This window comes from Synechococcus sp. R55.2 (assembly GCF_047462075.1).
Taxonomy (GTDB): Bacteria; Cyanobacteriota; Cyanobacteriia; order Thermostichales; family Thermostichaceae; genus Thermostichus.
This window is the reverse complement of sequence record NZ_JANSIH010000042.1, coordinates 1-22,126: the sequence shown is the minus strand read 5'-3', so window position 1 is coordinate 22,126 and position 22,126 is coordinate 1. Positions and strand designations below refer to the sequence as shown.

Here is a 22,126-nt window from a genome sequence, read left to right as displayed (position 1 = left end):
ATCAAAAAACTGCCCCTATAATAGCACAAAAGGCTAGAACGGCCACACAGGCGCTTCTGAGGGCCAAGTTCAGGATGGGATGCAGGTACGGAAGTCAGGCCGTCTTGTCGAACTCTAACCCAGAAAGCTCTCCACCAGCCCAGGCGGCGGCTGCACGTGCAGTGCGCCTTTTTCCAAATCCACGACGGGCACCAGGGCTTTCACAAAGGGGATCAACACCTGCCGGTGATCAGGGGTTGTTATCTCCAGCACATCCTGGCCGGCTGCCAAAATCCCCGAAACATGTCCCAGCAGCTCCCCCTGGCGATAGACGGTCAAGCCGATGAGATCGCGGTAGTGGTACTCTTCCGGCTGCAGGGGCAAGCGGTGGGAAGCCGGCACCAGCAGCCTAGCTCCTACCCAAGTCTCAGCCGCCGTTCGATCGGGGATCCCTTCCAGTCGCACCAAATAAAGACCCTTAGCCGGGAAAAACTGCCCCTCGATCAAGGGGTGCAGCAGGGGCTCGGGATCCGTATCCCGCTGCAGCCAGCGCGGTCCGGGCTCTGTGAGGCGTTCTGGGAAATCCGACCAGCACCTAACCCGCAGCCAGCCCCGCAAGCCGTGGGCCGCCACCACCTGTCCCACCAGCAGCCAAGCCGGATCCTGGGCCATCATGGTCAGTCAACTCAGTCGAGCCGGGGAAAGTCCACTTCGGTTGGGAAAGCGGTCGGGGTGCGCAGCTTCTGAGAGGTCACTGTGCGAGAACCTTCCCCACCCTTAGCCACGTCCACCATGGAGAGCAGCCCTTGCAGGGTGCCAGGGATCGAATTGGGATCCATGAAGATCACCTTCGCGCTGGGACTGCTGCCCACCTTGAGGCCCATGTCAATATAATTTTGCGCCATCAGGTATTGCAGCGCATTGGCTGCCTCTGGGTTCTCCTGCAGCGTGGCGGCAATGGTTTTGATGGCTTCAGCCGTGCCTTCAGCCAGCAGCAGCCGCTCTCGCTTCTCCGCTTCTGCTCGCAATAGCTGTGCCTTGGCGGCCCCCGCAGCCTGGTTGATGCTGGCCTGCTGCTCCCCTTCTGATTTCAGAATAGCGGCCCGCTTTTCCCGCTCGGCAGCCATTTGTTTTTCCATCGAGTCTTGCACGGTTTTGGAGGGTTGAATGTCCCTGACTTCCACGCGGGTGATCTTGATCCCCCAGGGATCTGTGGCCTCGTCCAGCTCTGTCAAAAGGCGAGCGTTGATCTCGGCGCGGGAGGAAAAGGTTTGATCCAAATCCATACGGCCAATTTCTGCCCGCAGAGCCGTCAGCACCAGGTTAATCAAAGCCCGCTGCACGTCCTCGACCGCATAGCGGGCCTTGATCATGTCGGTGATGCGCCAGTAGACCACCGCATCGGCCATCAAAGAGACGTTGTCGCTGGTGATGCACTGCTGAGGAGGCACATCCAACACCTTCTCGCGGATGGTTTCCCGGAACACAATCCTATCGATGGGGGGAAGAATAAAGTGCAATCCTGGGGTCAACTTGCGGTGAAACCTGCCTAAACGCTCTACCAGTGCCTCATATCCCTGGCTGATGATTTTGACCGAGTTGAACAGGTAGCCGATAAAGATCAGGGCAATGGCCGCTAAGATACCTGGCATAGGGCTTTCCTCCTGATGGGGAGTTCAGTCCCCATTCTAGACGGTTGCTAGACGGTTGTTGGGACTGCTCCCTTCACTTGGATCACGCCTCAACAGAAATGTGGTGGACTCAGCAGGATAAGCAGTCCTCGGAACATATAGAGTTTCTTAAGATTTTTCAGGCCGCAGCCAACGACCTGAGATCACCCGGCAAAAAGCTCGTGAGGGGATCCCGTCTATGAAACTGAGCAGCAGGAATCTAGAGGTTGGTTTGGGCAAAATCTATGACGTGATTGTGGCCGGAGGAGGAGCAGGGGGACTATCGGCGGCAATCTATCTGGCCCGTTACGGACTGAGTTGCCTGGTGGTGGAGAAGGGCAGAGGCCGATCTTTTTGGATGCAGGATTTGCGCAATTATCTGGGATTGCCTCCGACCACTCCCGGACGAGAGCTGTTGCGACAGGGAACAGAGCATGCCCTCAGCTTGGGGGTAGATTACCTGCGCGGTTTTGTGGAAGATGCCACCGATGAGGGAGACCTTTTTGCAGTCAAGGTCAAGGTGGGAAAAATGAACAGCCTCTACCCCGTTTTTCGGAGCAAATATTTGATCGCGGCAACCGGCATTATGGATTACTTGCCCCAGTTGTCGGATATGCAGAATGTTTACGACTACGCGGGCTATTCACTGCATGTCTGTATGATCTGCGATGGCTACGAAATGCGGGATCAGAAGGCGGTGTTGATCGTCAATTCAGAAGATCGGATCAATACAGCTTTTGTCCTCAACTGGTTTACACCCTATATCTCGGTGTTGACCCACGGCCTCTGCTCGGTCGGCCCCGACATGCGCAAAAAACTAGCGGATCATGGCTACCCACTCTACGAAACTCCCATTCGTCGTTTTTGGGGAGAAAACCATCAATTGCAGGGTGTGGAGCTGGAAGATGGCACCTACATCGAAGCGACCACCGGCTTGGTGGCGATGGGAGCCAAATACCACAATGCTTATTTGAAAGGGATCCCCGGCTTGAAATGGCAAGGGGAAAACCTGCTAACCGACGAGTGGTGTCGCACTGCTCATCCGCGGCTGTTTGCACTGGGCGATTTGAAGCAGGGCCTGAACCAAGTGTCGATTGCGGTTGCCGATGGCACCCTAGCTGCCACAGCCATTTGGCGGGACATCCGACGGGCCTCACCTGCACGTAAATGGGAAGAGCGCCTGCTCTCGCCACCTGGGATCCCAGGGCCTTCCGGATCCTCACTAAATTGATGGGCTCTATCGAGCTTGGGTGGCTTCTGTCCTATGATTGGTTGCGAAGGATTAAGCCATTCCATGCACTCTCTGAAAGCGTTGAAAGCGTTGATATTTTGCCTAGCCTTCCTACTGGTTGGACTGATCTACTACTGCACGGTAGAGGCCCAGCCTCTTTTTGAGCTGAACCTGACGGCCACCTCGGAATACAACCTCATTCTCCCCATTGAAAGCATTCGGGTGGTGCGCGGCGCCAATCCCCAAGATTTGCTCATTTATCTATCAGCTCCTTCGGCAGCCTGGATCCATCAAGAAGAGGTGAACGGGCATTATGTGATCGACATCCCCTACGGAGTCATTACCCATACAACAACCGTCGAGGTCGCTTCGGATCTGCCCTATCGGCTGAGCTGGGGCAACCAAAATGAGCAGACGGGGCGTTTACTGATTACCCCTGCTCCCGCTCATGTGCAGGTGTTTCTGCAGCATGGCTGGATCCCGGATCCCGACTTTCTCGATCCGGCAGAAAATACTCAACCTTTGCAACTGCCTTTAGAAGAAGTGCTGGGGCCTTTACTGGAAGTGCCACCTCGTTCTGCCTTTCTGACCATTGATGATGGCCCCTGGCCTCAGTCTACCCCCCGACTTTTACAGGTTTTGGATGATCTTCAGATCCCGGCCACTTTCTTTGTTATCGGCACCCACGTTTCCCGATTTCCAGAATTGGCTCAATCGATTCAGGCCCATCACCACACCCTAGCCAATCATACTTTTACCCACGATTATCAACGTCTCTACGGAAGCAATGAGCTGTTTTATGCTGAGGTGGATCAGACAACCCAACTGCTCAAAGCGTTGAACTTGGATCCCCAACTGGTTGTTCGCCCACCGGGAGGTTTTCGCCTAGATTCTGCTTTGCGTCGCTCTCTGGAGCAGGCAGGATATCGAGTTCTTTACTGGAACATGAGCCCGGAAGATGCTTACGCGGGCCAAAGCGCAGCCCAACTTTTGGAGCGTGTTCGAGCTCAGTTGCCGGCGATCCAGGCTTCCGATCAGCCCCTGGTTTTGCTGCTCCACGATCGCTGGCCCCACACCGCAGAGGCCCTGCCGGATATCGTCGCTGCCATTCAAGAGGCGGGCTATCGCTTTTTGCCTTGGCCGGCCTTCAGGGATCCCGTTTGAAGGGCTGGCAACAGGTTTTCTGGCTTGAGGACTCCGACCCGCCTTTGCCGGCTGGGGATGTTCAAAGAAGGGCTGCATCTCGCTCAGCTCAGCAGCGTTGCCCAGAGATAACGGAGGCCTGTGCCTTGACAAGCTTTTCCCCAAGTAGCACATTGAAAGTTTACAGGACTTGGCTGCGGGCCGAGGAAGATGAGCGAGAGGACATTATTCGATAAGGTGTGGGATGCCCATACGGTGCGGATTTTGCCCTCTGGGCAGACGCAGTTGTTCATCGGCCTGCACCTAATTCACGAGGTGACCAGTCCGCAGGCTTTTGCCATGCTGCGGGAGCGTCATCTGCCGGTTCTGTTTCCCGAGCGGACGGTGGCCACCGTGGATCACATCATTCCCACCGACAACCGGGCACGGCCTTTTGCGGATCCCTTGGCAGAGGAGATGATCCAGGAATTGGAGCGCAATTGCCGGCAATACGGCATCCGCTTCTACAACAGCGGCTCCGGTCGGCAGGGGATCGTGCATGTGATTGCCCCGGAGCAAGGGTTAACTCTGCCGGGGATGACCATCGCCTGTGGGGACAGCCACACCTCTACCCACGGGGCCTTTGGGGCCATTGCTTTTGGGATCGGCACCAGCCAGGTGCGAGACGTATTGGCCACCCAAACTTTGGCTTTGTCCAAGCTCAAGGTGCGCCGCATTGAGATCCAGGGCAAGCTGGGGCCGGGAGTTTACGCTAAGGATGTAATTCTGCACATCATCCGCAAGCTGGGGGTCAAAGGCGGGGTGGGCTACGCCTACGAGTATGGGGGCAGCGCCATTGAAGCCATGAGCATGGAAGAGCGCATGACCCTCTGCAACATGTCCATCGAGGGAGGGGCCCGCTGCGGCTACGTCAACCCCGATGGGGTGACCTTTGAGTATTTGCGGGGGCGAGAGTTTGCCCCCCAGGGATCGGATTGGGAAGAGGCGGTAGCCTGGTGGAGAAGCCTGGCCAGCGATGGCGATGCCCGCTACGACGATGTGGTGGTCTTCCAGGCCGCAGATATTGCGCCGACGGTTACTTGGGGGATCACCCCCGGCCAAGGGATTGGGGTGGATGAGCGGATCCCTGCCCCAGAAGATCTGCCGGAAAGCGAGCGGGAACTGGCCAAAGAGGCCTATGCCTACATGGACTTGCAGCCAGGGGATCCCATCGTGGGGACACCGGTGGATGTCTGTTTTATCGGCAGTTGCACCAATGGCCGCTTGAGCGACCTGCGGGAGGCAGCCAAGATTGCCAAGGGGCGGCGGGTGGCCCCAGGGGTGAAGGCGTTTGTGGTGCCCGGCTCAGAACGGGTAAAGCAGGAAGCAGAACAGGAGGGCTTGCGGGAGATCTTCGAGGCGGCGGGGTTTGAGTGGCGGGATCCCGGTTGCTCCATGTGTTTGGCGATGAACCCGGATCGGCTGGTGGGGCGCCAGATCAGCGCCTCTTCTTCCAACCGCAACTTCAAGGGCCGCCAGGGATCCCCCAGCGGGCGTACTCTGCTCATGAGCCCGGCTATGGTGGCCGCAGCGGCAGTCAGCGGCAAGGTGGTGGATGTGCGGACGCTGCTCTAAGCAACTGTCCCCTAGGTATAGCGGGGACTGGATTTGAACCAGTGACCTTCGGGTTATGAGCCCGACGAGCTACCAGGCTGCTCTACCCCGCGGCGCTTTTCTAGCCTAGCTTGTCCTCCGGCTAACCGGCAAGCCTACACCTTGAGTTTCGCCGGGCATTCTCTTCGGGGATCCCCGTCGCACCTGGATGAGCTGGGCGGTGATGCTGATGGCAATCTCGGCGGGGGTTTCGGCGTGGATCTCCAGGCCAATGGGGGCAAAGAGCCGACTGAAGGCGGTCTCCGGGATCCCTTCCTGGGCCAGGGTTCGCAGTACGGTTTGTACCCGCTTGCGGCTGCCGATCATCCCCAGGTAGTGGGGGGTCAGGCCGGAGTGGTAGATGGCCCGCAGGATTTGGCAATCGAGGCTGTAGCTGCGGGTCACAAGAGCGATGTAGAGCTGCGGGATCCTGTGCAGATGGGGGATAAGTTGGGCAAAGGGTTCTGAGCACAGCCGCTCGGCAACGGGAAAGCGCTGAGGGGTTACCCAGTCTGGGCGATCGTCCTGAACCCAAATGCGAAAGCCGGCCAAATGGGCGATCTGGGCCAGGGACAGGCCGCAGTGGCCCGCTCCGACGATCAGCAGGGTGGGGGAAGGGAGGAGGGGCTCGACCCAGGATCCCGCGAGGAGCTGTGGGCGGGATGGCAGGGGGGCAAAGTGCTCCGCACCGCTGTCGCTAAGGCTGAGGTAGGGGAACCCCTGAGGATGGAGGGGAGTGATCAGCCAAGCCCTTGGCCCTTGGGTCAGAGCCTGGAGGATCTGGGCCGCCAATGTTTGGGCAGGGGATCCCTGCCATCGCTGTAGCCAAATGTGCATCCGTCCCCCGCAAACGCCCAAGGGAGGGCTGTTGAGGTCAAGGGAAACTTGCATCCCAGCCGGCGAGGACTCCCCATCGCCATCGCCAACGGGAACGGCAGCCTGCAAAAGGGTTTGCGCTCGGGCAATGACTTCCGCTTCGGCAGCCCCACCGCCAACAGTGCCCAACAGGGTGCCATCGGATCCCACGGCCAGTTTTGCCCCCGCCTGGCGAGGCACAGATCCCTGGGTGCGGATCACGGTGGCCACCACCAGCGGCCCGCGGGAGAGCATATCTGCCAACTGTCGGTAAAAGGTCTCGTCCACCTCAGCCTCGGTTATGCCTACGGCACCCTAGCGGGAACGGTCAGGGACTCAATGATCAAGAAAGCCCCTCTAGGATGGCCTGATGGAAGGCAACCCGGAAAGCCTGGAACCCGTTCTCCCGCCGACCGTGGTAGACGGCGTTGGTGAGCAGCGCCACCACCAGTTCCCGCTCTGGATCGATCCACAGGGAGGTTCCGGTGAAGCCGGTGTGGCCGAAGGCGCTGGGGCTGAACGGGGAGCTGCTGGCCAAGGGATCCGGAGAGCGCAAGGCAAACCCCAAACCCCGGCGCTCGTGACAGCGGTGGGCATCCCCTTGCTGAGGCAACTGCTCGCGGGTCATTTCCCTCACCGTTTGGGGCTGCAGCAGGGATCCCGTCAAAAAACTCTCTCCGAAAGCGGCTACTTCCTCTGCCGTGGCGAATAGTCCGGCATGGCCGGCGATCCCGCCCAGGCGGGCGGCATTTTCGTCGTGAACCTGCCCCTGTAGGCGGCGCTTTCGCCAAGGACACAGCTCGGTGGGGGCACAAGAGACAGAGACAGGGGGTGGGTCGAAAGGATCCCCCGGATAAAACTGAGTTTGGCTCAGGCCCAGAGGCCGCAAGATCCGGGCATGCAAGATCTGATCCAGAGGGGTTCCGCTCAGACGTTCCAAAGCCAGCCCCAGCAGGATCAATCCAAGATCGCTGTAGACTCTGCGGGATCCCGGCCTGTAGGCCAAAAAGGTGTGCAGGGCCATGTGCCGGGCCGATTCGGCATCGGGCTGTCGAAACAGGGGCCGCCAGGCGGGCAAACCGGCGGTGTGGGCCAGCAACTGTCGCACCGTCACCTGTTCTGTTGCAACAAGCTGGCCTAAGGATTCCGGTTCCACAGCAATCCATTTCCCCGGCTGCAGAGGATCTTCATAGGGGGCAATGGGGCGGGATCCCTGAAACTCCGGCAACAGGAGACTGACCGGTTGATCCAACAGCAACGCTCCGGCTTCCACCAGGGCCATGCAGGCGGTGGCGGTGTAGAGCTTGGTCAGCGAGGCCAGGTCAAAACGGGTGGCCGAGGTTGTTGGTTGGCGCCGGGTCTCAGGGTCGAGATAACCTGCCGCCCTTGAGTAAATACACCTTCCCTTGTGGCGGATGGCCACTTGGGCAGCGGGGAAAAGGTGCGGAATGGCAGAGTTGAGCAGCCCCTCCAGCAAGGCTGGATCCCAACCCATCTGCTTCTCCTCCTGGCTTGGGGATCCCCAGTCCAACAAACAACTTGTAACGGTGTTTACAAAAGCCTACCGCTTCCCCAGCTAGGATGCCACCACGGCAGGCTACATCATCAAGGGATCCCAGGTGCGGCTGGAGTTGTTGCAAGCTTTTTTGAACGTGGTGGAAACAGGCAGCTTTTTGGCCGCTGCTCGCCTCAGCGGTCTGACCCAATCGGCTATTAGCCGCCAGATCCAGGCCCTGGAAGAAGCAGTGGGCGCTCCGCTGTTGCATCGCAAAAGCCCGGTGGCCCTAACTGTGGCCGGGGAACGGCTTTTGCCCCATGCCCGTCGCATCTGTCAGGAATGGCAGCGGGCTCAGGAAAGCATTCGAGAATGGCTGCAGGGCCAGCAAACTGAGCTCTGCATTGCCGGGATCCATTCCCTGATCGCCCATCAACTGCCGCCGGTGCTGCAACAGTTTTGCTGGGAGTACCCAGAGGTGCAGTTGCGGGTTACCGCTCTGGGCAGCGACCGCGCCTTAAAGGTGCTCAGGGATGGGCTGGTGGATGTGGCCCTGGTGATGGAGAACCCCCTGATGACGCGGGGGGCAGAGCTGGTGGTGGAGCCACTGTACTCGGAGCCAATTCAAGTATTGATGCCCGCCACCCATCCCCTCAGCCGCTACGAGCGGATCCCCTGGAAGGTGCTGGCGGAGTATCCCCAGGCTGTGTTCAAAGATGGCTATGCCATGCGCTCCTTGGTGGGATCCCATCTGGCCCGGCAGGGGCTTCCCCTCAAAGCAGCCCTGGAACTGAACACCTTGGATGCCTTTCGGGGGGTGGTGCGACAGGGGCAGTTGATTGCCCTCCTGCCGGAGTCGGCCCTGGTGGACTGCTGCGCCGATCCGGATTTGCAGGTGCGACCCACCGAGCCCCCCCTATTGAGGCGACAGGTGGTTATGGTCACCACCAGCGATCGCTATCGGATCCCTCCCATTCGCCGGTTTTTGCAGTTGGCCGCCCAGCTTATCAGGCAGTCTGAGGTTGAGCCTGCTTCCGGTACAGATCCCCATTTCCCTCAGCCCTCTGCCGGGCTGTTGTCAGTTCTGTAGGGATTTTTTGTAGAAATTTCTGTAAGTTGTCAAATACCTGTATCGGTAGTTGCAAGTGTTCCGCCGTTATCTCCCCCTACTTGGGTAGCCCAGCGCTCCCGACCGCCGATGCCATGAGCCAAGAGTTTCGCGAGCTGTTGAAAAAAATCGGCAGCGGCACCCACACCCACCAGGATCTCAGCCGGGCAGAGGCCGCCAGCGCTGCTCGGATGCTCCTGCGGGGGGAAGCCACTCCCGCCCAGATCGGGGCTTTTTTAATTGCCCACCGCATCAAGCGCCCCACTGCCGAGGAGCTGGCCGGTATGTTGGATGCCTATGCAGAAGACGGCCCTCTTCTGCCCCAACGGGATTTGCCCCATCCCTTGATCATCTTTGGCCATCCCTACGATGGCCGCTCGCGGACTGCGCCGCTGGGGGTGCTGGTGGCTTTGCTGCTGGCGGCGGCAGGGTCAGCCGTTTTGCTGCATGGCTCTGGCTTCTGTCCCACCAAGTATGGGCTGCCTTTGGAAACGGTGTGGCGGAGCTTGGGGGTGGATTGGCGAGGGCTATCCCTGGAGCGGGTGGGGCAACTGCTGGAACAAACCGGGCTGGGATTTTTGTATTTGCCCACCTGTTTTCCCCAGGCTCAGGCCCTGATGGACTACCGGGATCAAATCGGCAAGCGCCCCCCCTTGGCCACCTTGGAGCTGGTCTGGACACCCTACCAAGGCCCCTTTCACCTGGTGGCCGGGTACGTGCATCCGCCCACCGAGGCCACGATGCTGGAGCTGTTTGCCCTGCGGGAGATCCGGCAATTTACCACCGTCAAAGGTTTGGAAGGCAGTTGCGACCTGCCGCGGGAACGGGCGGCCATTCTCAACCAGGGCGGGAAACGGCTGCTCTTGAAGGCTCGCGATTGTCACTTGGCAGGCCCGGAGATTCCCCTCTCCGGCGAGAAAGAGCTGCTCCAACAGATGCAGCAGGTGCTCAGCGGGGATCCCTGTGAACTCACCCCAGCCGCTCTCTGGAATGGGGGTAGCTATCTGTGGCTCCTCGGCCACGCCCCATCCTTGCCAGAAGGGATCCAACAGGCGGAAGACCTACTTCGCTCCGGACGGGTGATGGAGAAGCTGAAACAACTGATCCAGGTGATTGACCTCTCCTAGGACTGGCATCCCCTGTTTCGATGACTAGAGTCAAGCTCTCCAGCCCAGGGAAAAAAGCCCCCCGGCCAGCTCCAGGGGGCGAGAAGCCGAAGGTTGGATCCTTTAGGGCAACAGCTCCTCGATGGCCTCCTCCTTGGTGTTGGTGCGGCGGGAGAGGGTGCGGCGGTCGAAAGTCATGTGGATCTCCCGGTTTTGCTCGCCATCGGCAGCCACGGCGAAGATGGGGAAGTCGATGTTGCCGTCTGGGAAGGCCATGTGGAAGCGGAAGGTGCCATCGGGGTTGAGCTGGATCTTCCGCCCGCCAATGGTGACGGTGGCATCCGGCTCTGTGGCCCCATAGACAATCAGCTCGGCATCGGCCACCAGCCAGAACTTGCGAGAGCGCTGCGGCAGCACTTCGGAAGCCCCCGAGAACAGGCCCAGGCCGGATCCCGAAGCCATCCAGGGAGCAGAGGGCACCTCCGCCATGGCCATCCCCATCATGCCCACACCCGAGGGGATGATAAACGAGCTGATGGCCTGCTCGGGCACCAATTGGCGGCTGCCCATCTGGTGGCTGCCAAACAGGGATCCCGCCACCCGCATCGCCTCAAAGCCACCCACCATTTCCAGGAAGGGATCGACCGTGGCACCCTGCTGCGGCTCATCGCCTTTGTAGTCCACCACGCCCATGCCGGTGGCGCTGCGCTTGTAGGGCTCGCTGAGCTGGTAAAGGGTGCGGCCCTGCAGGGCCATATCGAAGGGCACCGTCAGGAAATGCTCTTCAAACCAGTCGGAAGGATAGACCGGCGGCACCATCACTGCAGCCGAGCGGGCCAACATCAGCCAGCGGCCATCTGCCGTCCGGTAGCCGATCTCCACAATGTAGGAACGATCGCTCACCGGAATCGGCAGGTACCACTCCCGCGCCAACTCGTCACAGGGGTACTCCTGCATGCTGTGGGCCGGCTGGTAGCTGAAATCGATATCCGTCACATCGTAGAGGCGCAGCGCCAATTGCTGACCCCCCTCGCGGCGCTTGCTCTCCTTGGCCTCGTTGGGCACATCCCAATAGGCGTAGGCCCACTGGGGATCCCGCGGCAGCAAAACAATGCGGCTTTCCCCGTAACCGCCCGGCAAATCGCCCAGCCCTTTGTCCACATCGGCCAGATCCGGCTTACCGCCAACCTCTTGGCCCACAAACTTCGTTTGGGTAACCGACTCTTGGCCGCTCGGCTCTGGCATCGTGTCAGCGGGACGACCGCTGCGAGCAGCTTGGGCTTCCCGAATGGCCTGGACAAGTTGCTCCTTGGTCATGCGGCTGTACTTGGGGATCTGATAGCGGGCAGCTTCTTCCCGCAACTGCCGGATGGTCATTTCTTCCAACGGGATCCGCTCTTGTGGCATGGTCGGGGTCTCCTGTCTTCTCTTCGACAAATCGGGCTTTGTGCAATGCTCCAGCTTCTAACCCAAAGGCCGATCCCAGCTTGCGGCTCAGTACAGCCTCGAACCCGCTGGCGTGCCGGCCTGCCTTGCGCTCTCCAGCCGCTGACAACCATCAGGTGGGGATCAACGGGGATCATCAAGAATGATGAACCCATGTTTGCGTATTTTTGCCTGTCGGTCAAGACCCTGGGGATCGCTGGGGATCAATCTCTTGTTCTCCGACCCACCTTTAGGGAGAGGCCAGGAGCCCCAGCTGCTCTCAAGCCAAGGGGAAGACTGCGCGGGATCCCCTGCCGAACCGGCCCTGCCTGGGTAGCATGGGGGAGGATGAGCGGTTGCCGAGCGGGCCGCAGGTTTTGAGGCCAAGAGGTGTGGGCATGAGGTGGTGGAAGTATAGGATTCAAGGCATACGGATCCAAGTGAGCTGGGCAGCACTGGGGATCCTGCTGGCGGGGCCGGTCTTGCCGGTGGAAGCTGTGGATGCCCAAACGCTGTTTCCTCCCCTTTACCGCTTGCAAGGGGGATCCCCTACCCTGCCCGCTTCTGAAGCAACGCCCTGGCGTCCAGTAACCCAGGATTCTGTTCCGCTCCCACAAACAGATCAAGCCGATCCAAAAGTCCAGCCGGCCCAACCTGGCCATGGAGAAGTGGCAGAAGGCCCGGTCTTCGATCTGGATCTGTTGCGGCAGTTCGGCACCAGCCCTGGCGGCAGTGGCTCTGGATCCCGGCAGGGGGAAGTGATCGGGCCGGGCAGCGGCCAGAGTGGGGTGCGCGGAGCCAGTCCTGGCTCAGGGGTGGGCACAGGCCAAGGGCCAGGGGGTGGAGCGGGTCTGGAGGCGGGATCCCAGCGGCGGGAACCGCAAGTGACAGGGTTGATTGTGGATGCACGAGGCTTGGATTTCTTGCCTAGCCAGTCAATGCGCTTGTTTGATCCCGATGGCAATCAAGTCTATACCCCCGTTACTCTTGGCCAAGACCTCAACGCGGCCTTTGTGGGCAGCGAGGGCACAGCTGCCTATGCCACCTCGGAAGAGCAGGCCCGCTCACTGGTGAACCGCATCGGGGAACGGCCTCACCGCATTCGTGCCATCCGCACCCTGGGCTACGACCTGGTGATTTCCGCCGAAGATGCTTTTAGTCTGCGCCAGATGAATGCGACAGATGGCTTTCTGGATCGCTTTGCTGTGGTGGTCATCTGGGATGGCAGCCAAGCCAGTCTCCCCTGAGGCCCAGGGATCCCAGCATGGCCATCAAAGCACAGGACAGAGGAATGCTAGCCTAGCAAAAGTGCTCTGTCTGCACCACCCGCACCACCTCCAGCGGGGTTGATATCTTCCTGGGGATCCCAGCCTTATGCAACGGTTTGCCAACCAACCTCTGCGGGAACATCCCCACCTGGCGGTGTTTTCCTCCAGCAAGGTGGGCAATTTTGTGGTTACCATCCCGCTGTTGCGGGGCCTCAAGGAAAAATACCCCGGCTGTGTGCTGGATTTTTTTGGCAGCGAGATTACCCGCGACTTTGAGCTCCACTGCCCCTACATCGACTTCAGCTTTCCTCTCTACAGCCGTCGCCCCGATTACCTCGAGGCCCTGACCGCTGCTGTGCGAGAACGGGTGGCTCAGGCCGGGCCCTACGATCTGGCCATCAATTGCGACGAGTTTAGCGAGCTCAACCTGGTGGCGGTAACGGCCCTGCGCCCCCAGTACATTGCCGGGGCCGGCTTGACTCTGGATTTTCGCCGCAAGTTGGATCCCGGCTCCGACCCGGTACAGCGCATGCTCCAGGATGACGACTGGAACGGCCTGGAGTTTCTGCAGCGCTACAAAGGGATCCTCACCAGCAACTACATCGCCGAAATCTTCTGTCGCCTGGCGTACGTGGAGACGGATTTTTTCCGCCTGGAGCTGCCCAGCCGGGATCCCGGTTTTCCGGTGCCAGAGGTCTTGGTGCACATCACCACTACCCGCCGCGCCAAGATGTGGCCTCTGGAGTACTGGCGGCAGGTGATCCAGTGGTGCCAAGGCCAGGGCCTGCAGGTGGGGCTAATCGGCAGCGCGCCGGAGCTGCAGCGATCCCTCTACCACGGCGGCAGCAGCGAAGACGAACTGCTGGCGCAAACGGGAATGGTTGACCTGCGGGGCAAAACCAGCCTCATGGAGCTGGCGGGGGCCCTGAAGCGGGCGCGGGTGTGTATCTCCGTGGATGCGGGGCCGATGCACATCGCGGCGGCAGTGGGCTGTCCCACCATTGCCCTGTTTGGCAACGATGCCGATGGGGATGGGGCCAGCCCGGTGCGACTGTGGGCTCCTCGTCTGCCCCACGTCTATCTCACCCAAACCGCCTACAAGTGCCGGGTCTGCGCAGAGAACAAGTTCAAAAACGAAACCTGCCTGGTGGAGGGTCATCCCTGTATGGCCCATCTCAAGCCGGAAACGGTCATCGGCTACTTGAAAGAGATTCTCAAGCAAACCTAGAGGTTCCACGCCCTCACCCCCAGCCCCTCTCCCAAAGAGAGAGGGGAGCTATGGAGCGACGGGGTGAGTTGTTTCATGGCTACTTGAAATGGCCATGTCTTGGGATCCCCATCTTTTTCCCCCTGGGAATCAGGGGGGCCGGTGGGCAGCAAGGAGTGCCCAGGGGCGCAGTTCGGATCCCTGGAAGTCCGTTTAAGCTGAGAGTTCAAGGCTGAAAACTTAGTGCCTAAACCATTTGGGTGTGAGCTGTGACTTTGGAGATGTGGTATCGCCACCAGCTGAGCCGCTTTGCAGAGTGGGGAAAAATAAGGCTCTGGCAAGGAGTTGCCCTGAAGCTGCTGGCCACTGCTTGCTTTGCCTGTTTAGGCGCGATCATCCGGCTCAACACTCCCGCCCTTCACCCCTTTCAGATTGTGTTTTTGCGCAACCTATTCGGGTTTCTCGCCCTGTCGCCGCTGGTGTTGCGGGCTGGGATCCAGTCTCTGCACACCGCCAAGATGGAGTTTTACCTCCTGCGCTCGGCGATCAGCACGGTGGGGATGTTGCTCTCCTTTTGGGCAGCCAGCCTGTTGCCTCTGGCAGAAGCTACGGCGCTGAGCTTTGTTCAACTTTTGTTTGCCGGCACGATGGCGGTATGGGTGTTGGGCGAGCAGATGCGCTCGTCCCGCTGGCTGGGATTGGGCCTGGGGTTTGCCGGGGCTTTGGTGATGTTGAGGCCAGGCTTCCGAGAGTTTTCTCTGGGAACAGGGCTGGCCTTGGGGGCGGCAGCACTCTTTGCCTGGGTGACCATCGTGCTCAAGATCCTCTCCCGCACCGAGTCCAGCCTCACGATTACGGCCTACATGGGCCTGCTGCAGACCCCCCTTTCCTTTCTGGCTGCCGTCTGGGTTTGGACCTGGCCTTCTCCTGAGCAGTGGCTGTGGATGGTGGCCATGGGGCTACTGGGCAGCATTGGCCAGGTGGCCCTCGCCCAGGCCTACAAGCTAGCTGAGGTGACGATGCTGCTGCCTCTGGATTTCTCCCGTCTGCTCTGGGCCAGCCTAATCGGGTTTTGGGTGTTTGCCGAGATCCCGGATGGGTGGACTTGGATGGGCGGAGCCTTGATCTTGGTGGGCGCCACCTCTGGAGCCTACGGCGAAGCCCGCCTGCCCACAATGCCGACCCAGGCCCGTACCGGCGGAGTTGGATAGCAGACAGATATCCTCTGCCAGGACTTACAGCCGAGGGAGAACAGGGCTGGAGCTGGTCAGGTCTGTGGTGGTAAGGGCCACCAACAGGGCTTCTGGACTGACGGGGAAGGGCAGGTGGTGGATGTCGGATCCTGGCTGGCAGGCCACTTGGGCAGCATGCAGCAGGTCGGCGGATCCCAAGTGACCTAGCTTGAGATCCCGCAAGTTGAGGGGCAGCCCCACCTGGCGGTAGAACTCCAGCAACTGGGTACGTGCTGCCAGCGCCAACTGGCTTCCCTGCAGGATCTCTTCTAGGCGGAGCTGGGCCAAAATGCCGAAAGCCACCTTCTCGCCGTGCAGGGTGGCCCGGTGCCCCGACAAGTGGGTTAGCCCGTTGTGGACAGCGTGGGCGGCCACGGTGCGACACTTAGCCCCACCCATGCCGCCGACGATCCCCGCCAGGCAAATGCAAGCATCCACCACCTGCTTCCAAGCGGTTCCGCCCGGCTCCCTCAAGGCCGCCGCCGATTGCTGGAGGAGCAAATCCCGCAGGACGCGGGCCTGCTGCACAGCGCCAATCACCAGGGCATCTTCTGAACTGCCGCTGCTGACGGAAGACTCGTACCACTTAGCCAAGGCATCTCCGATCCCAGCCACTAGGGTGCGCGCTGGAGCTTGCAGAATCAGCTCATAGTCCAGGATCAGGGCAGCAGGGGCGCGATCCAGGCTCACATCCTGCTGAAAAGCGCCGCTGTCGGAGTAGATATTGGATAGGGCGCTCCAGGCGGCACAGGTGGCCGCAGAGGTGGGCACGGTAACCACCGGGATCCGCAGCCGGTGGGCCACTAGCTTGGCCGTATCCAGTGCCTTGCCACCCCCCACTCCTAAGATGCCGGTTACCGATTCCGCCGTGGCCAGCGCCTGCAAACGCGCCAGCTCGGACTCGCTGCAGTCTACCCCGTAGGTAGTCCAGTGAACTTGGAGGGCGGGATCCCGGGCGAAATTGCGCTCCAGGGGGGCCTCAACTACAGCCAAGGAGCGTTCCCCCCCGATCACCAGCACGCGGGATCCCAGCACGGTGAGGGGCACAGCTTCCAGAATGCCGCTGCCGCGGTACAGCCGACCTGGGGCCAGAATGGCAAGATCCAATTGGCAAGGAGAGGCGCTCAGCATTGCAAGAATGGGCGAGAAAAAGGACTCCGTCCCGCTATCGCGAATAGCTCAGTGTTCGTAATACAGATAACGATCCTAGCCGAAAAAAGGGCTCCGCGCTGCTGACGCGAACGCAGATGGCTCACCCAAGGTCTGGCTATAGTTAAGCTGTTCATCCCCTCAACTCTGCAGCCTCTAAGGTCTCTGGCCCCCTGACACGTTCGCAGAAGTGTCGCGTAGCGACAACAGTTCTCAGCAAGGGATCCCACCATGAACCCCACAACTCAACATCAGCTCATGCTCAAAATTGTGGCCGGCTCTGCTTGGGCCGATGGGCATTTGGAACCCCAGGAATTGGCCTACTTGGGATCCCTGCTGCGCCGCTATGGTTTGGAGCACGATACCGAGCTGCGAGAACTGATCCAAGAGCCCATCCCGATGGAGCAAACCGAGCGCTGGATGGCCGATTATCTAGCCCAGGCTAGCGAAACCGAGCGTATGCAACTTTTGGGAGCAATCGGCAACCTGATGATGGCCGACAACACGGTCTCTCCAGAAGAGCACACCCTCTTGGATGACTACTACACCCTCATGGCAGGGATCCCGGCTCGTCCAGAATCTGCACCTAACCTGGTGAAGGGCGTTGGGCAATTTTTCCGGCGCGTGGCCAAGGCTGTGGGGGGCAGGTGAGCGGGAAATCTGCGCTCTGGGCTTCAAGGATCCATGCTTTTGGAGAGCTCCTTCCCTTGCTGCTCCGCACCGCTGGCGCAAGAGTGTATCAGTCTGTACAGTTGTTCCCCAATGGTCTGGATCCCACTGACAATGCGCTCCTCGGGTTGATAGCTGAAGGCCAGGCGCAGAGCATGGTCTCCTTGGCCGTCGGCAAAGCAGTGGGTGCCCGGTAGGAAGGTGACCCCCAGGGCACGGGTAGCCTGCAACAAGGTGCTGGCGCTTAGGAAAGGGGGTAGCTCACACCAAACGAAGAATCCACCCCCAGGGGCCTCCACCTTGACTTCGGGGGGAAAATGTTGAGCGATGGCCTCCAGCATCACCTGGCACTTTTCTCGGTAGCGACGGGTGAGGAGTTGAATGTGGCTCTGCAGACGGCCCTCCCCGCAATAGCGGGCCACCACCCGGCCCAAAAAGGGCCCCAGGGATCCCTCGCTGCGAAACATCTCCAAGCGGCGGATGATCTCAGGGTGACCACAGGCCCAGCCCACCCGCACCCCCGGCACCACAATCTTGGAGAAGGTGCCCACATGAAGAACCCAGCCTTCCCGATCCAGCGCAGCCAAGCTGGGCAAGGGATCCCCGGCAAAGCGCAGGTCGTAGTAGGCCTCGTCCTCCACCACCACCACACCGTACTCAGCTGCCAACTGCACCAATTTCTGCCGCCGTGGCCCAGAGAGGGTGCAGCCTTTGGGGTTTTGGAAGGTGGGAATGGTATAGACAAATCGGGGGCGGATCCCTTGGCGAGCCAGATCGCGCAGCACCTCTTCCAGGCGATCCACCACCATGCCTTCCCCATCCACCGGAATCGAGATCAGACGCGCTCCTGCCGCCGCAAAACGGCTGACAGCCCCCATGAAGGTGGGCCCTTCCACAATGACTACATCCCCCGGCTCCACGAAGACCTGAGGCAACAGGCCGAGGATCTGCCCAGAGCCATAGCCGATCAGTAGGTTTTCCGGCTGGGCCTCTACCCCTCTATCCCGCATCAACTGCAGCACCACGTTGATCAGCCCGGCAAACGTGCCGCCGTAATTGAGGGCATTGTCCCCATCCTCTGCCAACACCTCCGCCGTGGCCCGCGCCAAGTCGGCCTTGGGAAACAGGCGCGGATCCGCCAGCCCAAAGGTAAAACTGGTAACCACTGGCACCGCCCCTGGGATCTCCGCCCCGAAAGGAGAAGGGATCACAGCCTGAGCCCGTTGGGCAAAAAGGGTTTGCAACAAGGGCCGCGAAGTGCTACGCGGTGCCGATGCGGACGAGGTCTGGGTCATGGCAAGCAAGAGAAAGAATACCTTAGGCCAATGCCTGCCACGATAACAAGAAAGAACTGCCCAGGAGTAGGGATCCCAAAACCCGCCGCCAGCTCCGGTAGGGGATCTCAGCCAAGACGCCGCCGGCGCTCAGGCATAGGAAGGGGAGCACCACCAAACCCCAGCGAGCACTTTGCTGCAGGGTGTTCACTTGGGGATCCCAAAACCATGTCGCCAGCGCCCCCATCCAGAGGACATGGCCCAAACCGGCCAAGCTGAGCAGGGCTTGCTGCCGTTCTGCCCAGGGCCAGCCCAACCGCACCAAGCTCAACCCCAAGGGCAGCATCAAAGTAGCCAAAACGGCCAAGCCACCTTGGGAGCTGAGAGGATGGGGAATCACCTCAGCAGAGGTAGCCGGCAAATTAAACCGTCCCAGCCAGGAAAGCCCCATCACCAGCAGCAGCAAAAGCAGTCCTGATATTCCGAGCCGCTGACGCGAACGCAACGGTTGCCGTGGCCACTGCTGGCTCGTCCACAGCCCCGCCCAGAGCAGAGCCAAGGGCCAAACCTTATAAGACAGGGCACAAGCTAAGGCCAGACCCCACCAGCGCAAGGTGGATCCCGGCCCAACACCACAACTGCAAAGCAAAACCAGGCTGCCCAAAATCTCGCTGCCTGGCTCCAACCCTTGGGTCAACACCCAGGGGCTGAGTCCCCATAGACCGGCACTCCAGAAGTTGCCCCAGCTCCAGCACAACAGCAGAATGGCCAAGCAGGCCATAGCTGAGAAGATGTGCAGGATCCCTTCAGCCGAGATCCCGGTTCCCTGAGCCAGCCAGGGCAGTAGCCTGTCGGCAAAAGCGCTCCGCACCACTGACGCGAACGAGTGGTAGAGAGGCAGTTCCGGTTGGACAAAAGTCAGGGATCCCTCAGAACTGCTCACCGGCAAAACGCGCCACCACTGCAGAGGAGCCGGTTGCCCCCAAGAGCGGAGTCGCTGCCCCAAAAGAAGGCCCATCCCTCCCCATAGCAGCCAGTGGCCCATGAAACCAAAACCAACCAAACGCCGACGGCGATGGTTGTCCCTGTTGGAGGAGCTCAGGCGGGGAAATGAGCCGCGGGGCAGCCGCTTGCCCGGGCGGGGTGTGGCGGGGGGAAACTTCATGGGTAAACCCTAGCCTGTTCGCATGAGCAGTGCAGAACACTATCCCTACACGGGGTGGGCCCTCGACCGGCAGCAGAACATCCAACGCCCTCTACTCTTGGCCGGTTGGGGAGAAAAAGTGCCCCTTCGTTACTTCCAAAAGAGAATCTCCCCGCGTGACATACTCCCGCACTCATGCTGACGCAAAGCGCTCCGCGCCGCTAGAGAGAAGGTCTAGTCAACTCTAGATCGCCCGTCAAGGGGCAACCCGACTGTTGCCAGCGGCGGATGGCCTGGGCAGTGAGTCCATTCGTTACATCGCGAATGGGGATCCCCGATCCGGTTACCTGCAGACGCACCAACCGCCAGGGATCCCCAGGAGCAGCCCGCAGAACATAAGCCTCGTAGGCCAGTTGCAGGGTTTCGCTGCGCCGACCGGCCAAGGAGTTGCCCTCCTTTTGGGGGTGTTGGGGCAAGACCAAGCGGCGCTCCAGCGTGGTGAAATACAGCCGAAAAGCTTCTGGCGAAACAGCAGTTGCGGTGTCCGGCAAAACCGGAGCCAGCTCCTGTTGGCGTAAGCGGGCCAGAGACCTTGGAGAGAGCATTTCAACCTCCGGCTTCCCCACCAGCACAACCTGAAACTCAGAGCGGGAGCGGCTCAAGGCCAGATTGAGGAACAAGGGCAACTGCTCCGTTAGAGCCTCAGCCCAAACCTGAGGAGCAGCCAGGCAAGTTTCCCCTCTTGCCGGAACGAAATGCTCCGCACCCCTAACGCGCCCAGGAGTGCTGACCAGGCCCAAAACCACCGACAAACCGACTCCTAGCCAACATCTCCTGCCGGATCCAGCCGGCCTTTTTTCAGGGATCCACTGCACAAGCCTACGGCGTCGTTGCATTACAGAACTACCCCAATAACATCGGGCATCTCCCCACACCCTCACCCGGCAGCATCCCATGAGGCTTGGAAGCGCCGCAAGGCGGCCACGGGATCGGGAGAAGCGGTGATGGGGCGGCCCACCACCAGATAATCGGCTCCTGCCCGCAGAGCTTCGTCGGGCGTGCAGATGCGCTGTTGATCCTCCTCTCCATCCCCCGCCTTGGCTTGGCCCAGACGGATCCCGGGAGTAACCAGCAAAACCTCCGGCCCCAAAGCTTGGCGCAACCGCGAGACCTCCTGAGGAGAGCAAACCAGTCCAGTAAAGCCTTGAGCTTGAGCCAGCCGGGCCAAATGCAACACATAGTCGGCGGGATCCATCTCGATGCCCAGTTCCTGTCGCACCTGCGAGGGGCTAATGCTGGTTAAGAGGGTAACCGCCAACAACCGACAAGAACTGCCCTGGGCAGCTGCTACGGCTGCCCGCAACATGGCACTACCACCGGCGGCATGGACGGTGAGCAGATCCACTCCATAGCTGACGGCCACCTCCGTAGCCCTCCCCACCGTGTGGGGAATGTCGTGCAGCTTCAAATCCAGAAAAATGCGCTTGCCCCTTTCCTTGAGAGCCTGCAAGATGGGGGAACCCGCAGCAGTGAACAGCTCCAGACCCACCTTCCACCACAGCACCTGCGGCAAAGAGTCCACCCACCCCAAAGCCTGCTCTTGGGAAGGGGTGTCCAGCGCGATAATCAGGCGGTCTCCCTTCATCGAGGCTCATTCCGAGGCTCATAGTGGGGACAGCCCTCACAGGGGCCGCAGGGGTTGACGGCGCAGCGCAACTCTGGAGAATGGGCATTGTAGCGGCAGGTGGGATCCCCGATGTATTCTGGCGGCGAAGCCACGTAAGTGTAAACAACCACACCCCCAAATCCTATCGGGCTGACGAAGAAACGACTGGTGGTGAAAGATTCGCCAGAAGGGTTGAGGGTTTCCTCAAAGGGTTCTGGCTCAGGCTCCAGCTCCACTTCCTCCTCCAGATTCCAGAGGGCTTCCCACTGCCTAAGGGTTTCCTGTAAAGGCACAGCCAAGTGCTCTGCCAGCTCCATCAGGGCAGTCTCCAAAGAGGCCAAACTTTCTTCGGCCACTTGGGCAAAGGCTGCAACCCATTCCTCCAAAAGTTTCTCAAAATCCATGCAGCAGCGACCTAGAGGCTCCTTCTTCACCTTACCGCCAGCCTGGGCAACCTTTAACTTCCTCCCCGGCAAACGGCATCCACTAGAGCTTGATTCACCAATGGAAACAGCTCTGCCAACTCTTCTGTGGATAGGTTTCCGGTGCAGACATTGGCGCGAATATGCCACTCTGCCCACATTTGCGCCGAAGGAGCAGCGGGATCCCGGCCCTCCTCAGAACCCGAACCGCCCACAGGTACCCGAGGGAGGCTGCGTCCCGACCCAAGGTTCAGTTGCAGTACGCTGTCACGGTTGATGCCAGTCAGCGAGGTTTGAGCGTTAGCCTCCTCAAGGAAAGCGAGAGAGAAAGCCAAAGCCATCCCAGCTAATCCCCAGAAAACAGCGCGGTAAACCATGGGATCTCCAGTAGTTAGATAGAGCATGACTCTAGTCAATAATAAGCTCAACTATACTGAAAATAATGTATAAT

20 protein-coding genes and 1 tRNA gene are annotated in these 22,126 nt (G+C 60.1%); 9 read left to right on the top strand and 12 right to left on the bottom strand.

Annotated elements, in window-relative coordinates:
* Positions 1 to 114 precede the first annotated feature (114 nt).
* Together rimM and NW838_RS01630 are read right to left on the bottom strand one after the other, a co-directional pair.
* A complete protein-coding gene (gene rimM / locus NW838_RS01635; RefSeq protein ID WP_414356187.1) occupies positions 115 to 654 on the bottom strand; it encodes a ribosome maturation factor RimM in 540 nt (179 codons plus the stop codon).
* 11 nt (positions 655 to 665) lie between these two features.
* Entirely contained in the window at positions 666 to 1,631 is a 966-nt protein-coding gene (locus tag NW838_RS01630) for an SPFH domain-containing protein (protein ID WP_414356189.1), read from the bottom strand.
* 217 nt (positions 1,632 to 1,848) lie between these two features.
* Here NW838_RS01630 and NW838_RS01625 point away from each other — a divergent pair, with 217 nt between their 5' ends.
* The 3 genes from NW838_RS01625 to leuC all read left to right on the top strand — a co-directional run bounded on the left by NW838_RS01625 (position 1,849) and on the right by leuC (position 5,637).
* Positions 1,849 to 2,880, top strand: a complete 1,032-nt coding sequence (locus tag NW838_RS01625; RefSeq protein WP_414409309.1) for an NAD(P)/FAD-dependent oxidoreductase — start codon at positions 1,849 to 1,851, stop codon at positions 2,878 to 2,880.
* A gap of 63 nt (positions 2,881 to 2,943) precedes the next feature.
* Positions 2,944 to 4,044, top strand: coding sequence for a polysaccharide deacetylase family protein (locus NW838_RS01620; protein ID WP_414356193.1), 1,101 nt, complete (start codon positions 2,944 to 2,946; stop codon positions 4,042 to 4,044).
* 189 nt (positions 4,045 to 4,233) lie between these two features.
* A complete protein-coding gene (leuC, locus tag NW838_RS01615; protein WP_414356195.1) occupies positions 4,234 to 5,637 on the top strand; it encodes a 3-isopropylmalate dehydratase large subunit in 1,404 nt (467 codons plus the stop codon).
* An 18-nt stretch (positions 5,638 to 5,655) separates the two neighbouring features.
* Here leuC and NW838_RS01610 read toward each other — a convergent pair.
* From NW838_RS01610 to NW838_RS01600, 3 genes are all read right to left on the bottom strand, one after another.
* Positions 5,656 to 5,729, bottom strand: a tRNA-Met gene (locus tag NW838_RS01610).
* Between the two features lie 13 nt (positions 5,730 to 5,742).
* The gene (locus NW838_RS01605; RefSeq protein WP_414427378.1) at positions 5,743 to 6,798 is read right to left on the bottom strand and encodes an XdhC family protein; all 1,056 of its coding nucleotides are present in this window, start codon (positions 6,796 to 6,798) and stop codon (positions 5,743 to 5,745) included.
* Positions 6,799 to 6,853: 55 nt separating this feature from the next.
* Positions 6,854 to 8,005 carry a serine hydrolase domain-containing protein gene (locus tag NW838_RS01600; protein ID WP_414356199.1) on the bottom strand — a complete coding sequence of 384 codons (1,152 nt, stop codon included), beginning with the start codon at positions 8,003 to 8,005 and terminating at the stop codon, positions 6,854 to 6,856.
* Positions 8,006 to 8,129: 124 nt separating this feature from the next.
* On the opposite strand from NW838_RS01600, the gene NW838_RS01595 reads away from it, so the two are divergent.
* On the top strand, positions 8,130 to 9,095 hold the full coding sequence (locus NW838_RS01595) for a LysR family transcriptional regulator (protein WP_414356201.1): 966 nt from the start codon (positions 8,130 to 8,132) through the stop codon (positions 9,093 to 9,095).
* A gap of 113 nt (positions 9,096 to 9,208) precedes the next feature.
* On the top strand, positions 9,209 to 10,240 hold the full coding sequence (locus NW838_RS01590) for an anthranilate phosphoribosyltransferase family protein (RefSeq protein WP_414427377.1): 1,032 nt from the start codon (positions 9,209 to 9,211) through the stop codon (positions 10,238 to 10,240).
* A 102-nt stretch (positions 10,241 to 10,342) separates the two neighbouring features.
* Here NW838_RS01590 and NW838_RS01585 read toward each other — a convergent pair whose 3' ends face one another.
* On the bottom strand, positions 10,343 to 11,626 hold the full coding sequence (locus NW838_RS01585; protein ID WP_414427376.1) for a DUF4912 domain-containing protein: 1,284 nt from the start codon (positions 11,624 to 11,626) through the stop codon (positions 10,343 to 10,345).
* Between the two features lie 458 nt (positions 11,627 to 12,084).
* Between NW838_RS01585 and NW838_RS01580 the strand changes: the two genes are divergently transcribed.
* From NW838_RS01580 to NW838_RS01570, 3 genes are all read left to right on the top strand, one after another.
* On the top strand, positions 12,085 to 12,891 hold the full coding sequence (locus NW838_RS01580; RefSeq protein WP_414427375.1) for a hypothetical protein: 807 nt from the start codon (positions 12,085 to 12,087) through the stop codon (positions 12,889 to 12,891).
* 127 nt (positions 12,892 to 13,018) lie between these two features.
* On the top strand, positions 13,019 to 14,140 hold the full coding sequence (locus NW838_RS01575; protein WP_414356209.1) for a glycosyltransferase family 9 protein: 1,122 nt from the start codon (positions 13,019 to 13,021) through the stop codon (positions 14,138 to 14,140).
* Between the two features lie 248 nt (positions 14,141 to 14,388).
* Positions 14,389 to 15,330, top strand: coding sequence for a DMT family transporter (locus tag NW838_RS01570; protein ID WP_238376852.1), 942 nt, complete (start codon positions 14,389 to 14,391; stop codon positions 15,328 to 15,330).
* Positions 15,331 to 15,354: 24 nt separating this feature from the next.
* On the opposite strand, the gene NW838_RS01565 is transcribed toward NW838_RS01570, so the two are convergent.
* Positions 15,355 to 16,482, bottom strand: a complete 1,128-nt coding sequence (locus tag NW838_RS01565) for an iron-containing alcohol dehydrogenase family protein (protein ID WP_414356212.1) — start codon at positions 16,480 to 16,482, stop codon at positions 15,355 to 15,357.
* Positions 16,483 to 16,731: 249 nt separating this feature from the next.
* On the opposite strand from NW838_RS01565, the gene NW838_RS01560 reads away from it, so the two are divergent.
* Positions 16,732 to 17,151, top strand: coding sequence for a TerB family tellurite resistance protein (locus tag NW838_RS01560; RefSeq protein ID WP_414356214.1), 420 nt, complete (start codon positions 16,732 to 16,734; stop codon positions 17,149 to 17,151).
* A gap of 23 nt (positions 17,152 to 17,174) precedes the next feature.
* Here NW838_RS01560 and NW838_RS01555 read toward each other — a convergent pair whose 3' ends face one another.
* The 5 genes from NW838_RS01555 to NW838_RS01535 form a co-directional block, all read right to left on the bottom strand.
* Positions 17,175 to 18,464 (bottom strand): PLP-dependent aminotransferase family protein, encoded by a 1,290-nt coding sequence (locus tag NW838_RS01555; RefSeq protein ID WP_414427374.1) that lies wholly within the window; start codon positions 18,462 to 18,464, stop codon positions 17,175 to 17,177.
* Positions 18,465 to 18,486: 22 nt separating this feature from the next.
* Positions 18,487 to 19,608: a hypothetical protein gene (locus NW838_RS01550; protein WP_414356219.1), complete on the bottom strand. Its 1,122-nt coding sequence runs from the start codon at positions 19,606 to 19,608 to the stop codon at positions 18,487 to 18,489.
* A 200-nt stretch (positions 19,609 to 19,808) separates the two neighbouring features.
* Positions 19,809 to 20,393, bottom strand: a complete 585-nt coding sequence (locus tag NW838_RS01545; protein ID WP_414329542.1) for a hypothetical protein — start codon at positions 20,391 to 20,393, stop codon at positions 19,809 to 19,811.
* Positions 20,394 to 20,524: 131 nt separating this feature from the next.
* Positions 20,525 to 21,232: an orotidine-5'-phosphate decarboxylase gene (pyrF, locus tag NW838_RS01540; protein ID WP_414427373.1), complete on the bottom strand. Its 708-nt coding sequence runs from the start codon at positions 21,230 to 21,232 to the stop codon at positions 20,525 to 20,527.
* Positions 21,229 to 21,657, bottom strand: a complete 429-nt coding sequence (locus NW838_RS01535; RefSeq protein ID WP_369791761.1) for a DUF6464 family protein — start codon at positions 21,655 to 21,657, stop codon at positions 21,229 to 21,231. Before NW838_RS01535 ends, pyrF begins: the two co-directional genes overlap by 4 nt.
* Between the last annotated feature and the right edge of the window lie 469 nt (positions 21,658 to 22,126).

Excerpts from the sequence above, each read along its gene's own strand:
- NW838_RS01620 (WP_414356193.1), top strand. The coding sequence starts at position 2,944 with ATGCACTCTCTGAAAGCGTTGAAAGCGTTGATATTTTGCCTAGCCTTC.
- NW838_RS01600 (WP_414356199.1), bottom strand. The coding sequence starts at position 8,005 with ATGGGTTGGGATCCAGCCTTGCTGGAGGGGCTGCTCAACTCTGCCATT.
- NW838_RS01575 (WP_414356209.1), top strand. The coding sequence starts at position 13,019 with ATGCAACGGTTTGCCAACCAACCTCTGCGGGAACATCCCCACCTGGCG.
- NW838_RS01590 (WP_414427377.1), top strand. The coding sequence starts at position 9,209 with ATGAGCCAAGAGTTTCGCGAGCTGTTGAAAAAAATCGGCAGCGGCACC.
- NW838_RS01560 (WP_414356214.1), top strand. The coding sequence starts at position 16,732 with ATGAACCCCACAACTCAACATCAGCTCATGCTCAAAATTGTGGCCGGC.
- NW838_RS01550 (WP_414356219.1), bottom strand. The coding sequence starts at position 19,608 with ATGAAGTTTCCCCCCGCCACACCCCGCCCGGGCAAGCGGCTGCCCCGC.
- pyrF (WP_414427373.1), bottom strand. The coding sequence starts at position 21,232 with ATGAAGGGAGACCGCCTGATTATCGCGCTGGACACCCCTTCCCAAGAG.
- NW838_RS01630 (WP_414356189.1), bottom strand. The coding sequence starts at position 1,631 with ATGCCAGGTATCTTAGCGGCCATTGCCCTGATCTTTATCGGCTACCTG.
- NW838_RS01565 (WP_414356212.1), bottom strand. The coding sequence starts at position 16,482 with ATGCTGAGCGCCTCTCCTTGCCAATTGGATCTTGCCATTCTGGCCCCA.
- NW838_RS01585 (WP_414427376.1), bottom strand. The coding sequence starts at position 11,626 with ATGCCACAAGAGCGGATCCCGTTGGAAGAAATGACCATCCGGCAGTTG.
- NW838_RS01625 (WP_414409309.1), top strand. The coding sequence starts at position 1,849 with ATGAAACTGAGCAGCAGGAATCTAGAGGTTGGTTTGGGCAAAATCTAT.
- NW838_RS01535 (WP_369791761.1), bottom strand. The coding sequence starts at position 21,657 with ATGGATTTTGAGAAACTTTTGGAGGAATGGGTTGCAGCCTTTGCCCAA.
- NW838_RS01555 (WP_414427374.1), bottom strand. The coding sequence starts at position 18,464 with ATGACCCAGACCTCGTCCGCATCGGCACCGCGTAGCACTTCGCGGCCC.
- rimM (WP_414356187.1), bottom strand. The coding sequence starts at position 654 with ATGATGGCCCAGGATCCGGCTTGGCTGCTGGTGGGACAGGTGGTGGCG.
- leuC (WP_414356195.1), top strand. The coding sequence starts at position 4,234 with ATGAGCGAGAGGACATTATTCGATAAGGTGTGGGATGCCCATACGGTG.